This window comes from Streptomyces sp. NPDC093261, assembly GCF_044753645.1.
Lineage (GTDB): Bacteria > Actinomycetota > Actinomycetes > Streptomycetales > Streptomycetaceae > Streptomyces.
This window is the reverse complement of record NZ_JBIVNO010000011.1, coordinates 86,996-99,633: the sequence shown is the minus strand read 5'-3', so window position 1 is coordinate 99,633 and position 12,638 is coordinate 86,996. Positions and strand designations below refer to the sequence as shown.

The window sequence follows — 12,638 nt, the reverse complement described above, 5'->3', positions numbered from 1 at the left end:
GAGACGAATCGAGTCCGCAGTGAGACATCCACGACGCCCGCTGCGCGTGGCGGCAGGAGCCCAGCACGCGGCGCGTGTGCTGTGTTTGGGCCTGCTGCCCAGCGCGCTGGTACTGGGCCTGCTGGGACCCGCACCCTCCCCGGCCACGGCCGACACAACCCCACCCACGACCGCAACCGGTAGCCCGCTTCCGGACACCGACCGCGCCAAGGTGGTGCGGCTGTGGGAGACCGGCGGCCCCGGCGTGCGCGCCGCCGCCGAGGCCGCCCTGGTCGGCGGTGACGACGACGTCCGGAACTTCCTGGCACAGGCCTCCGACATCCAGTTCCAGGACGAACGTGTCGCCACCGCTCAGGTCGCCAGTGTCGGCGGGACCTACCTCCAGCAGGCAGCCCGTACCGCCCTGGACAGCAACTCGCCCGACCAGTTGCAGGCGTTCTTGAAGGACGGCTGGAAGGCGCCGCTGGAGCAGGACCAGCGTATCCGGGTCGCACAGATCATCGACGTCAGCGGCCCGCTGGTGAAAAAGGCCGGCCAGGCGGCGCTGAACGGCACGCCTGAGGACATCAAGAAGTTCCTCGCCGACGACCAGTACACCGAGCGGGAACAGGACGAGCGCGTCCAGGTCGCGCAGATCATCGATGCCGGGGGGCCGAATGTCCAGGCGGCCGGCCGTATCGCGATCAACGGCAGCCCGGACGACATCCACGAGTTCCTCCAGGTCGGGCAGTACGTGGCCCGCGCGCACGACCAGGAACACGCTACGATCGCGCAGCTCGCGGATCAGGCGGCGAAGGCGGGCAAGCTGGCCGCGCAGCAGACCCGGGCCGCCAAGGATGCCTCCGACCGTGCGGTGACCGCGGCCAAGTTGGCCAAGGCAGCCGCGCAGAAGGCCGAGGCCGAGACCGAGGCCGCCCACAAGGACACCCAGCACGCGGCAGCATCCGCCGCCCGCGCGGCGAGCGCCGCCCAGCAGGCCGCCACCGCCGCACAGACCGCGATCAGCGCCGCGAACGCGGCCACCGATTCCGCCCGCGTCGCGGCCAACGCCGCCTCGGCCGCCGCCGCGGCCGCGGACGGCGCCGCCGAGGCAGCCTCCCAGGCCCGTGACGCCGCCGCGAACGCGGCCCTCGACGCCGGCCAGGCAGGCGCCGCACGCAAGGCAGCCCAGAACGCCCGGGACGCCGCCGCAGGCGCGCACGCCGCCGCCCAGGCCGCGGACTCGGCGCGGACCGCCGCTGCGTCGGCTGCGGATGCGGCCAAGGCGGCCAGCGGCGCCGGCAGCGACGCCGACGACGCGGCGGACGCGGCCGACGAGGCCAACAGCCTGGCCGACCAGGCAGGCGTCCACTCCGCCGAAGCGCAGAACGCCGCAGCCGCCGCGCACCGCCACGCCCGCGAGGCGGCCCGCGCCGCCGACGCCGCCCAGGCACTGGCACAGGAAGCCGCCTCCGCCGCCGGGGAAGCCCGTGACGCCGCCAACGACGCGGCCACGCACGCCGAGAACGCGGCCAAGGACGCCGACGACGCGGCCAAGCACGCGGGTGAGGCGGCGACCGCCGCAAAGCAGTCCGCCGCGCACGCCAAGGCGGCCAAGAAGGACGCCGACGCGGCCAGCGCGGCGGTCGCCAAGGCCCAGAAGGTCCACGACCTCGCGATCCGTATCGACACCGAGCAGCTGACCGCCCGCACCAACGAGGCCATCGCCCGCGCCCGGGACCTCAAGGCCCAGGAGGACCAGCGCACCGCGGCACAGGAAGCAGCCGTGCAGCAGGCCAAGGACCTCGCCGACCAAGCTCAGCACCTCAGCGACCAAGCCGCAGCCGGTACTGGTGCCGCGGATCTGGTGCCGCAGGTGCGCAGGGTGGCCCTGGGGCTCCTGAAGACCGGAAGGCCCTGGAGCGCTGTCGCCGCCGAGGTCGCCCTGGCCGGCTCCGACGACGACATCCTGGCCTACATCCGCACCGGCTGGAAACAGGCCGCGCAGCGAGACGACCGCGACCAGGTGTACCAGTTGTCCCTGGTTGCCGGTTCAGGGGATGTGCGCAAGGCAGCAGGCCAGGCGCTCGGCGGAGATGCCACCACGGTGACCGCGTTCCTGGCCACCGGCCAGTACGAGGCCATGAAGCAGGACATGCGCCTGTACATCGCCCGCACCATCGCCAACGCCGGCCCGATCGAACAGCAGGCCGGCCGCACCGCGCTGAACGCCGACACAACCGACGCCCTGCGCCAGTTCATCACCACCGACGACCTGCTGGCACGCACCCAGGACGAACGCGTCCGCGCCGCCCAGCTCGCCGACACCAGCAACAAGAGCAACGGCCCGCAGGTGCAGGCCGCAGCCCGCATCGCCCTGGAAGGCCCATCCGACCTGCTGCACGCCTTCATCACGGTCGGCCAGTACAAGGCCCAGCGTCAGGACCAGCTCGGCGCCACCCACGAGGGGCAGATCCAGCAGCTGATCGCGCAGGCCGCGGGCATCGCCGCCACCGCGCAGAAGAACGCGGCCGAAGCGGGCAGGGCAGCAGCCAGGGCCGCCAGAGCCGACTCCGAAGCCGAGGGCTACCGCAGACAAGCCGAAGCAGCCGCCAACGACGCCAAGAAGTACGCCACCCAGGCTAATGGCTACGCCACCCAGGCCGAGCAGTCCGCCAAGGACGCCGCCGCCTCGGCCAAGACCGCCCGCAACGCCCAGCAGACCGCCGAAAACGCCGCAGCCGATGCCCTCAGCTCCGCCACAGCTGCGCGCCGGTCGGCGAACTGGGCAGTATCGTCTGCTGCTGCAGCCTGGACCAGCGCCCGGAAGGCTCGTGACGCGGCCACCACTGCCGGCAAGGACGCCGCAGCGGCAGCCGCAGCGGAAATCGACGCCTATCAGGCCGTCATCGTCAAACAGCAGCAAGAGATGGCCAATCGCTGGAAGGCGTATGAGGAATACCTGGACAAGAACAACAAGGATAATGATGACAACAGTTGGATGCCCGACTGGCTGAAAAGCACGGTGAACACCGTCAGTCCCTACGCCAAGGCGTTCTGGGACAACAGCCCACAGATCCTGTCCGGCCTTGCTGAAAGCCTTGGTGGCGCCTTCATGGCCGATCTAGGGATCACCGAGGGAGTCCTCGGTGGAGGCGGAGGACTCGTCCTGTGCCCCGAGACCCTGGGCGGCGGCTGTCTGGAAGCCGTAGTAGCAGTCGGCGGCGGCATCGCCGTGACCGGAGAAGGCATCCAGTACGCCAGCGACGGCGTCCAGAGGTTCAGCGACGGCCTGCAAAATGCTCTCCGGGAAGCCCAGGACGAAGAATCGGTCACGATTTACAAGGCTCCGGGCAAGGGAATGACGGAAAAGCTCCTCAAGGACGGCTTCACGGAGCGTGATTTTCCTGGCTCAGGGAATGGCTACCCGGATGGACGGGCGTACTTCGGCCTCGAGGAAGACGGCAAAACCATCGCGCTTGATTACGCCAGTCGAGGTGGCTACGATAACGAAGTTCTTCAGGTTCGAATCCCGAAGGCTGACTTCGACCGATACTTCGCCAAGTATGTGGGATCCCACAATGGAGTTCCTGGGACCGAAGTTGCCATTCCGAACACAGACTTCGACATGCTTAACCAATACCCCCGAAGCGTCGTAGGTGAGTAATGAACGACCAGCTCAGTGCCCAGGAGTCGAGCCTGCTCGGCCAGTTGATCAAAGGCCGGGTCGAGGCTGTGTTCCGCTGGGGGGTGATCGTGGATGCGGGACTCTCACGCGTGGGCCTCATCGATGCTCTCTACATCGACGACGAGGACCGGTATGAAGTCGGCCAGAGCGTCACGTGCTACCTGGACTGCTTCGACGAACAGAAGGACAAGTTCATCTTGAGGCCGCCCCAGCAGGTGCCTCTGTCCGAGCGACTCCGCCGGGCCCGGGAGCAGTGACTGCGGCTCGTGGTCGCCCGAGTGCTCGCACACGTGAGGTTGCGGTACGGGCTCCACGACCCAGCGGAATCTGAAGGACGCGAGTATGACCGCCGCTTCCCAGGAGGTGGCGGTCTTCTCCTGTCCGGTGGGGATACCGCCGAAGTCAATGAATCGTTGAACCTGCGCTTGATCATGGGCGTCGGCGGTGGATCTCCGGGTCGACCCCTCGATGGCCTGCCGCCGTGACGGCCGCGGTCGAGCCGGGGCCCTCGCTCGAAGACGGTGTCATCGTCGAAGCCCGCCACGTCGATGACGAGCAGGCCGGGTTCGGACAGGTGCGCTTCACGGATCGGGTCCACGTCTGTCAGTACGTCTTCGTGGACAGCCGGGGTTCTGTTCAGGCTCCGGATTCACCTGGCCGGGTGAGTTGTCAATGGCGACGCCACGCCCTGGAGACCCAGACGCGGCATGCCCGTCTCCGTGCGCTCGACCTGGCGGGCATGCAGCTGCTGCAGATCCTCTTCGACGCCGCGCGCGTCCACGGCGCCGAGGTGCGCCTCACCCCCGTGGCGGTCCCGGCGTACTGGTCTCGTATCCCATGCTCCGCGTCCACGTGAAGGACCTACGCAAGGAGGTCCACGAGTCGGTGGGCGGCCGGGTTGCTTTCGTCGCGGCGGTGCTCCGTGCTAATCAACGGAGTGACCGAGCGTGGCCCGGTCCGCGGCCTTGCTCCCAGCTGCTGGGCAGCAGTGCCAGCTCGGCGGCGGCGAGCAGTTCGCCGACGTTCTCTCGCCGCCCGACCAGTCGCACCGGCAACTCCTCGTCCTCCATCGGGCGCATACTCGAATTTCCGAAATCTCAATTAGGCGGGCGGCTTGCAATCGGTCGTGCGGGCCGACGATCACGACTACCGCCGCACCGACGCCCCCGCCGTCCGGGACCACCACGCAGGCACCCGTATCCGGTGCGCCGAACACCTCAGCAGCGCCTGCGAGTTCACCACCCGGCCCCGCAGGGAAGGCGCGCCCGGGCCAGCTGCGGGCGGTGATCGCAAAGGTGTTGGCGGCGAATGCGGCGGCGACGTTCACCGTCACGGAGCTGGCCAGGATGCTAGGCCATTCCGGCGGGGCGGTGGGGAACGCCGGCGAGACACTGGCACGCCGAGGCGAGGCGGAACGGGTTGGCTCCAAACCACGTAGGTACCGGGCGACACCGGCCACAACGATCGCAGCCCAGCGGGCCTCCGCAGGCCCGCCCGCCCTGAGTCCCAGGCCGACGGTGCCGCACCAGTCCACCGGTCGGGCGGCTGCGGCTGCCCCGCCGGGCGGGCGGCCGGAGCCGATCACCCGGCCGAACGGGCAGCGCTACCACCCCAGGACGTTGGCGCAGTTGCCGGATGTGGAGGCGCTGCGGCGGCTACGCCAGGCGCAGGTGCCGGTGTTGCTGTACGGGCCGCCGGAAACGGGGAAGACCTCGCTGATCGAGGCGGCCTTCCGGACCTGATCACGGTGGCCGGGGACGGCGACACCACGGTCGGCGACCTGATCGGCGAGTACACCCAGGACGCCAGCGGCGGATACGAGTTCGTCTACGGGCCGCTGGTGACCGCCATGCAGGAAGGTCGCGCCCTGCTCCTGGACGACGCGACCCTGATCTCACCGAAGGTGCTGGCCGCCCTGTATCCGGCGATGGACGGGCGCAGGCAGATCCAGGTCAAGGCGCACAAAGGCGAGACGATCACCGCTGCCGACGGCTTCTACGTGATCGCCGGACACAACCCGGGCGTGCACGGGGCGGTCCTCAGCGAGGCCCTCGCCTCACGGTTCAGCGTGCAGATCCAGGTCGGCTCCGACTACGACCTGGCCGCCTCCCTGCAGATCAACCGCACGGCGGTGCGCATCGCCCGCAACTTCGCCACCCTCCAGCAGGCAGGCGACGTCGGATGGGCCCCGCAACTGAGGGAGTTGATCGCCTTCCAGAAGATCACCGACGTGCTCGGCATCGAGGCCGCCTTCGCCAACCTGGTCGGCATCGCTCCCCTGGAAGACCGGGACACGGTCGCGGAGATCGTCACCAAGGCGATCGGCCGCCCGGTCACCGCCCTGGCCCTGGGCCGCCAACTCTGACCTGCCCGCCCGGGCCCGCACGCGCCGGGCCCGGGACCGCCACCACCACCCCCACCAGACCGATTCCTGGAAAGGACCGCATCCGCCATGCCCGCACCCGCGCACGTGTTGCCCGCCCCACCGGCACTGACCGAGACCGAACAGGCCCTGGCCCGCTGGGAGGACGACGGCGGCCCCATCTATGAGCCCCGGCTCGGCCTGCAGACCGGACACTGGCTGCGGATCGCCGCCGCCCTGACCGAACGCCTCCCCGAACTCGCGGGACGCGAGGACGTGATCGTCACCTGCGAAGAGCAGACCCGCTCCGGGGCCCCGGCCGCCTTCTTCCCCACCCAGGCCGCCCTGGAAATCGACCGGGCACTCTTCGCGCCACTCCACCCGGCCACCATCGACCCCACCCGGCCCGGCGACGAGCACCACTACCCAGTCGCCTGGGGCGCGTTCACCCACGAAGCCGCGCACGCCGCCCACAGCCGGTGGACCACCCCGCCCCGCCTGCGCGGCACCGCCCTGGACACGGCGGCCCAGATGCTGGAGGAATCCCGCGCCGAACACGCCCACCTCGCTCGCCGCCCCGACGACCGCACGTTCCTGCGATCCGCCGTCCACACCCTGATCCTTGCCGACTTCACCACCCAGACGCCGGGCGATGCGTGGCGGGCCGGGCTGGCCGCCGCGTTGATCCTCGCCCGCCGCGACGCCGGAATCCTCGACCCGGACGAAACCCAGCCCGTAGAAGACGTGGTCACCGGCATTCTCGGCCAAGACCTGCTGGACACCCTCGCGGCGATCTGGACGGCCGCGCACACCACCGCCGACGACGACGGCCAGACGATGCTGGCCCACGCCCAGGCGTGGTGCCCGGCCCTCGGCGCAGCACCGGACCAGCCGGAACCGGCCCCGGATGCACGCTGCGGGCGCCTCGGTGAACTGGGCGAGGCGGTCGGCAAGGTCGCCGCCCAGGTGACCGTGAACGAGGCCACCCAGCGCGCGGCCCCGGCCCGCATCGCGGCCACCCGCACCGCCCGGGCCCGGGCGAAGGCCGCCCAGGCCGCGCAGGGGCGCAAGGCGGCCGAGATCGCCGAGAAGGTCTTCGCCCCTGGCGCACGTCCCTTCACCCCCGACAGCCAGCGCGAGCGCGCCCGGGGCCGCCGCGCCCCCTCACCCGTCACCGGCACCCGGCCGCCTACCCCGGCCGAGAAGGCGGCGGCCGGACAGCTCGCCCGGCCCCTGCGCGCAGCCGCCTACCGCGAACGCACGGTCACCGTCACCGCCTCGGCGGTCCCACCCGGACGCCTGAGCATGCGCGGCGCGCTGGCGCGGGATGCGCAGAAGGCGGCGGGAGCGATGCCCACGGCTCAGCCCTGGATCCGCACCCAGCGCCGCCAAGGCCCCACCCCGCCGCTGAGGGTCGGCATCGCGGTGGACGTCTCCGGCTCCATGCGCGCCGCTGGCCGCCCGATCGCCTCGGCCGCCTGGATCCTCGCCAAGGCCGCCCTGACCGACCCGGACTCGCGTACCGCGACCATCGCCTACCGCCGCTCTATCACCGCGATCACCGTCCCCGGGCGCGCCCCGACGCGGGTGACCGAGTTCGACGCGGACGGCGGCGGACACAGCCTCGCCGAAGCCACCGACGCCCTGACCGCCGGACTTCACCTCACCACACCCGGTGCGGGCCGCCTGCTGGTGATCGCCTCCGACGGCTACTACCTCCCCCAGGAGGCCGCCTCCGCTACTGAGCGCATCACAGCCCTACGGGCGGCGGGGTGCGCGGTGCTGTGGCTCGCCTTCGACCCCGACCCACACCCCCTGCCCGGCACCACCCTCCTCCAGCTCACCGACCCGGCCCAGGCCGCCGCCGCGATCGGCAAGGCCGCCACCGCCGCCCTCGCGGCCACCAACCCGTGACACCCCGCTGCCGCCCCGGCACCGCCCGGGGCGGCACCCCCAACCGACCGCCGACCCACCCGCATAAGCTTGTGGATGCGGGCGTTGATCGACTCGATGGCATTGGTGGTGCACACGATCCGGCGGATCTCCACGTCGAACCGCAGGAACGGCACGAACTCCGACCGGGACGACTCCCACAACCGCACGATCGCCGGGTATTTCTTCGCCCACACCTCGGCGAATTCTACGAACCGCTCCGGCGCGGCTTCTTCGGTCGGCGCGGTGTAGACCGGTTTCAGTCCACGTGCGATCTTCTCCCAGTCCTGCCGCCCGCGGTACTTGAACGAGTTGCGCAACAGGTGAACAACGCACGTTGGCACGATCGTCGCAGGCCAGACCGCATTGACTGCGTCCGGCAACCCCGTCAACCCGTCGCAGACCAGCATCAGCACGTCCGCGGCGCCGCGGTTCTTGATCTCGGTCAGCACCTGGAGCCACTATTTCGCGCCCTCGCCCCCGTCGCCGACCCACAGGCCGAGGATGTCGCGGTAGCCCTCGGCGGTGACCGCCACGGCCATGTAGACGGGCCGGTTGGCGACCTGCCCCTCTCTGATCTTCACGTTCACGCAGTCGATGAAGACGACCGGGTAAACCGCGTCCAGCGGCGGGTTCTGCCATTCCGTCATCCCCGCGACCACGCTGTCCGTGATGGTGGAGATGGTCTGCTTGGAGACGTTCGCCCCGTAGACCTCGGCCAGGTGGGCGGAGATCTCGCCGTGGGTCAGGCCCTTGGCGGACAGGGACAGCACCATCTCATCGACACCGGCAAGGCGCTTCTGGCGCTTCTTGACCATCATCGGTTCGAAGGTGCCGGCCCGGTCCCGGGGCACCTCGATCTCGACGGTGCCGATGTCGGTGGTCACAGTCTTGGCTCGGTGGCCGTTGCGGTAGTTCTCCCTCCGCCCGGCCTCGGCCCGCTCGCCGTTCTCGTGGCCCAGGTGGTCGGTGATCCCACCCTCCAAGGCGGACTCCAGCAGCTTCTTGGTCAGTTGCTGCAGCAGACCGCCCTCGCCGGCAAGCTTCATCCCGCCGTCCTTCGCACGGGCCAGCAGTTGCTGGATCAGGGCGTCGTCCACGACCTCGTCCACGGGCACCTCCTGGGCCTGGGTGTCACTCACCACGTCAGTCATCAACTGTCGCTTCCGGCTCCGGAGTTACACCAGTGACCGTACAGTCCCGGCTGCCGCTGGCTGAGAAGGCGGGCCGGATGCTTGCGCAGTCCTTCCGACCGCGCAAGCGCCTCTCATGCGCCGGTAGTTCCGTCGATCTGCTCGCGGATGAGGTCGGCATGACCGTTGTGACGTGCGTATTCCTCGATCATGTGCACCATGATCCAGCGCAGGGAGACTCCCTGCTCCCCGACGTGACCCGCTTCCTGTTCGGACAGGCGGCCGGAGTCGTCCAGCGATGCTTCAGCGATCAGCTCACGGCCTCGAGCGACCTCCGCTTGCCACGCAACCATCGCCTCGTCGAGCCCACGTTCCGGCTGAAGGGCAAAGCCGTCGACGTTGTTCTCCCCGAAGACAGGAGGCACGTCCTGACCTGCGAATACGCGCTGGAACCAGTTGCGCTCCACCTCAGCCAGGTGCTGCACGAGACCGAGCAGCGTCATCGACGAGGGCGACGCCGCAGCAAGCCGTAATTGATCATCTTTGAGGCCCGAACACTTCAGGGCGAGAGTCGCACGGTGAAAGTCCAGCCATGCTTCCAGCATGGCGCGCTCGTCGGCATGCGCGGGAGGGATAGGCCGTCCATCCGGTGTCGTATTCATGAGCACACCCTGGCAGCAGCACCCGCGGCCCACGACCGTCTTCGCTGGCGATGAACACGTATCACGACCATCTCCCAGCGAGCCAGTGACATCAAAACTCACTGACATTGATCTTGCCGAGCCCTACGAGGTGACTCCCGAAATCGCCTCCAAATGACTCACTCACAAACTGACACAGCCAATGGCACCGGGGCGGCACCCAGCTGGGCGAGTGATTAATGGGGCAGGCTGCGCTGCCCTGGCCAGAGAATGATGGCCGGGTGCGTGTCCTCTGGCCGGTCTGTCTGTCCAGGGCAGCGCTGTCACCACGCATTATGTCGGCGACTGCGTGAGGTGATCGACGATCTTCCCGAGGTATGAAGACCGGTCGCGTATCAGTTCGATGCCGGCAGCGATCAGGCAGGCCTTGACCGGAAGAAAGATCTCTCCAGCCACGGGAAGAGCGATGACCTTCAGTTGGAATCCGTTAAGGGGGATGCCCGTGGCCTGCTCGTGCTCTCGCAGTGCGTCAGTGAGACGCGCGCGTGGCTGACGGGGCACGGGCCTCCCGGCCCTTGCGAGTTCCCGCTTACGGTTGGAGCTCCACTGGAGCATCTCGGCGGAGTTGCTTCGGACGACCTCGCCGAGTGGCCCGTCGAGTGTCAATGCGACGTGCGACTTGTGCCCGGGTGAGGCTACCGCGAGGTCCCACCACGTCCGCCACTGCCGCTCGACTAGCGCGTCCTGGCGCTGGCAGCAGCGGTATGGCACAACTTCCATACCGGCCAGGCAGTGAGCCGGTCACTCACCGCCTTCGATCACTGACTGTATTGGGACAGATTCGTCTGAGGGGGCCGGCCGTACGCCCGCCGCGCCCGAGTAAGACCGGAGTAAGCCTCCGCACACGCATTCCCGTGCGTCTCCGGGTTCGGTTAACCTACAGGTCATAGGGTCAGCGACGAAGCCGCGACGTACCGCGCGTCCGGCTGCCCGTTCCCGACCGCGCCGGTTTCGCTGGCAGACCTCAAGGTGACGTGTCACCATGCCCACTCAGCAGTCCGTCCTCGTCCCCCCGCAGCGCGGCCCGCGCCGTGTATGGCCGTTCCCCACACCGGGGCCGAAGCTGCGCGCCCGCGCCGCCGCGGCCACTGTGTGGTATCTGCGGCTGGTCGCCGTGCTCAACATAGTCGCGGTGCTGTCGGTGCCGTTCAGGCGGGAGGTGAACGAGCACAACACCGGCCGGATCTACGCAGGGCAACGGCACCACCTGCACCATGCGGGGGCGTTCTTCACGCCGTACCTGACCACCGCGGGTCTCGTGTCAGCCGTGCTCGCCATTTTCTTCGCCCTGGTGATGCGACGCAGGAAACGGGCCGCGTGGGTCCTCAACTTGTTTCTCGCGGGGCCGCTGTTCGCGCTGTACGTCCTCGCGCTCACCCAGGACCCGTACAACAAGCACGTCTTCAACTGGGTCTCCGCCCTGCTCACCGGCCTGTTCGTGGCCGCGCTGCTGATCGGGCGCCAGGAGTTCATCGCCGTCGGCGACCGGACCAACCCGAAGCTGGCCGTGGGGGTCTTCGCGGGCGGCATCCTGGTGAGCGGCACGATCGGCCTCCTGCTGGTCAGCGCCACGAACAAGCTGCACGACGCCACCCTCTTCGACAAGATCGCCTACACGCTGCTGCGCGGCGTCAGCGTCGGCCCCCTCGCCGACCGCGTCGACGCCGTGCACGCCCCCCGCTGGGTGGACATCGTCATCAACGTCCTGATCGCCGCGACCTTCCTGCTCGTCCTGTACGCCTGCTTCCGCTCCCCGCGCGGCCGCGAGCTGCAGACCGCCGAGGACGAGCAGCGGCTGCGCGCCCTGCTGGACAAGCACGGCGCCCGTGACTCGCTCGGCTACTTCGCGCTGCGCCGCGACAAAGCCGTCATCTGGTCCCCGACCGGCAAGGCCGCCATCACCTACCGCGCCATCGGCGCGGTCAGCCTCGCCTCCGGCGACCCGATCGGCGATCCCGAGGCCTGGCCCGGCGCCATCGATGCCTGGCTCGCCGAGGCCCGCCGGCACGCCTGGACGCCGGCCGTGATGGGCGCCGGCGAGGAGGCCGGCACGATCTACGCCCGGCACGGCCTGGACGCCCTGGAGCTGGGCGACGAGGCCATCGTCGATGTCGCCGACTTCACCCTCGAAGGCCGCGCGATGCGCGTCGTGCGGCAGGCTCACAACCGGGTCCGCCGAGCCGGTTACACCGTGCGCATCCGCCGCCACGAGGACATTCCGGACGACGAGATGGCCACCCTGATCGAGCTGGCCGACCAGTGGCGTGACGGTGCGACCGAGCGCGGTTTCTCCATGGCGCTGGGCCGCCTCGGTGACCCGGGCGACGGGCGCTGCGCAATGCTGGAGTGCCGGGACGGCGACGACCGGCCACGGGCGCTGCTCAGCTTCGTGCCGTGGGGCGAGCAGGGCCTGTCCCTGGACCTGATGCGCCGGGACCGCGACTCCGAGAACGGCCTGATGGAGTTCATGGTCGTCGAGCTGCTACTGCGAGCCCAAGAGCTCGGCGTCGAGCGGGTGTCGCTGAACTTCGCGATGTTCCGATCGGTCTTCGAGCGCGGAGCCCGCCTCGGTGCCGGGCCCTTCCTGCGGCTGTGGCGTTCGATCCTCACCTTCTTCTCACGTTGGTGGCAGATCGAGTCCCTCTACCGCGCCAACGCCAAGTACCGGCCGGTCTGGGAGCCCCGCTTCCTGCTGTTCGCCAAAAGCAGCGACCTCCCGCGCATCGGTATCGCCAGCGCCCGTGCCGAGGGCTTCCTCACCCCGCCCGCGCTGCCGTCCCTCAAGCGCCGCCGGGAGGAGCTGGCCGAGTCCGCCGACAAGGCGGTCCAGTCCCCTGCATGAC

At 69.6% G+C, this 12,638-nt stretch carries 8 protein-coding genes and 2 pseudogenes; 6 read left to right on the top strand and 4 right to left on the bottom strand.

The window, feature by feature from the left end; all coding sequences use genetic code 11:
* Window positions 1-46 precede the first annotated feature (46 nt).
* Window positions 47-3,646 carry an ALF repeat-containing protein gene (locus ACIP94_RS23245; RefSeq protein WP_402428723.1) on the top strand — a complete coding sequence of 1,200 codons (3,600 nt, stop codon included), beginning with the start codon at window positions 47-49 and terminating at the stop codon, window positions 3,644-3,646.
* A complete protein-coding gene (locus ACIP94_RS23240) occupies window positions 3,646-3,924 on the top strand; it encodes a hypothetical protein (protein ID WP_402429104.1) in 279 nt (92 codons plus the stop codon). Before ACIP94_RS23245 ends, ACIP94_RS23240 begins: the two co-directional genes overlap by 1 nt.
* Here the strand turns inward: ACIP94_RS23240 and ACIP94_RS23235 are convergent.
* Entirely contained in the window at window positions 3,825-4,265 is a 441-nt protein-coding gene (locus ACIP94_RS23235; protein WP_402428720.1) for a DUF6207 family protein, read from the bottom strand. The two genes, ACIP94_RS23240 and ACIP94_RS23235, sit on opposite strands and share 100 nt — an antisense overlap.
* Between ACIP94_RS23235 and ACIP94_RS23230 the strand changes: the two genes are divergently transcribed.
* Window positions 4,149-4,523, top strand: a complete 375-nt coding sequence (locus ACIP94_RS23230; protein WP_402429101.1) for a hypothetical protein — start codon at window positions 4,149-4,151, stop codon at window positions 4,521-4,523. The two genes, ACIP94_RS23235 and ACIP94_RS23230, sit on opposite strands and share 117 nt — an antisense overlap.
* 73 nt (window positions 4,524-4,596) lie before the next feature.
* Here ACIP94_RS23230 and ACIP94_RS23225 read toward each other — a convergent pair whose 3' ends face one another.
* A complete protein-coding gene (locus tag ACIP94_RS23225) occupies window positions 4,597-4,746 on the bottom strand; it encodes a hypothetical protein (RefSeq protein ID WP_402429098.1) in 150 nt (49 codons plus the stop codon).
* A gap of 207 nt (window positions 4,747-4,953) precedes the next feature.
* Here ACIP94_RS23225 and ACIP94_RS23220 point away from each other — a divergent pair.
* Window positions 4,954-6,032 (top strand): annotated as a pseudogene (locus tag ACIP94_RS23220) (AAA family ATPase).
* 87 nt (window positions 6,033-6,119) lie between these two features.
* Window positions 6,120-7,943: a hypothetical protein gene (locus ACIP94_RS23215; protein WP_402428717.1), complete on the top strand. Its 1,824-nt coding sequence runs from the start codon at window positions 6,120-6,122 to the stop codon at window positions 7,941-7,943.
* A gap of 59 nt (window positions 7,944-8,002) precedes the next feature.
* On the opposite strand, the pseudogene ACIP94_RS23210 reads toward ACIP94_RS23215, so the two are convergent.
* Together ACIP94_RS23210 and ACIP94_RS23205 are read right to left on the bottom strand one after the other, a co-directional pair.
* Window positions 8,003-9,115, bottom strand: a pseudogene (locus ACIP94_RS23210) (IS256 family transposase); the annotation flags it as partial.
* A gap of 113 nt (window positions 9,116-9,228) precedes the next feature.
* Entirely contained in the window at window positions 9,229-9,756 is a 528-nt protein-coding gene (locus ACIP94_RS23205; RefSeq protein ID WP_402428713.1) for a DinB family protein, read from the bottom strand.
* A gap of 1,021 nt (window positions 9,757-10,777) precedes the next feature.
* Here ACIP94_RS23205 and ACIP94_RS23200 point away from each other — a divergent pair.
* Window positions 10,778-12,637 (top strand): phosphatidylglycerol lysyltransferase domain-containing protein, encoded by a 1,860-nt coding sequence (locus tag ACIP94_RS23200; RefSeq protein ID WP_402428710.1) that lies wholly within the window; start codon window positions 10,778-10,780, stop codon window positions 12,635-12,637.
* The last annotated feature ends 1 nt before the right edge of the window (window position 12,638 follow it).

What these genes read in the sequence shown, in the direction of transcription:
- ACIP94_RS23215 (WP_402428717.1), top strand. Translation starts at nt 6,120, where the DNA reads ATGCCCGCACCCGCGCACGTGTTGCCCGCCCCACCGGCACTGACCGAG.
- ACIP94_RS23200 (WP_402428710.1), top strand. Translation starts at nt 10,778, where the DNA reads ATGCCCACTCAGCAGTCCGTCCTCGTCCCCCCGCAGCGCGGCCCGCGC.
- ACIP94_RS23205 (WP_402428713.1), bottom strand. Translation starts at nt 9,756, where the DNA reads ATGAATACGACACCGGATGGACGGCCTATCCCTCCCGCGCATGCCGAC.
- ACIP94_RS23225 (WP_402429098.1), bottom strand. Translation starts at nt 4,746, where the DNA reads ATGCGCCCGATGGAGGACGAGGAGTTGCCGGTGCGACTGGTCGGGCGG.
- ACIP94_RS23240 (WP_402429104.1), top strand. Translation starts at nt 3,646, where the DNA reads ATGAACGACCAGCTCAGTGCCCAGGAGTCGAGCCTGCTCGGCCAGTTG.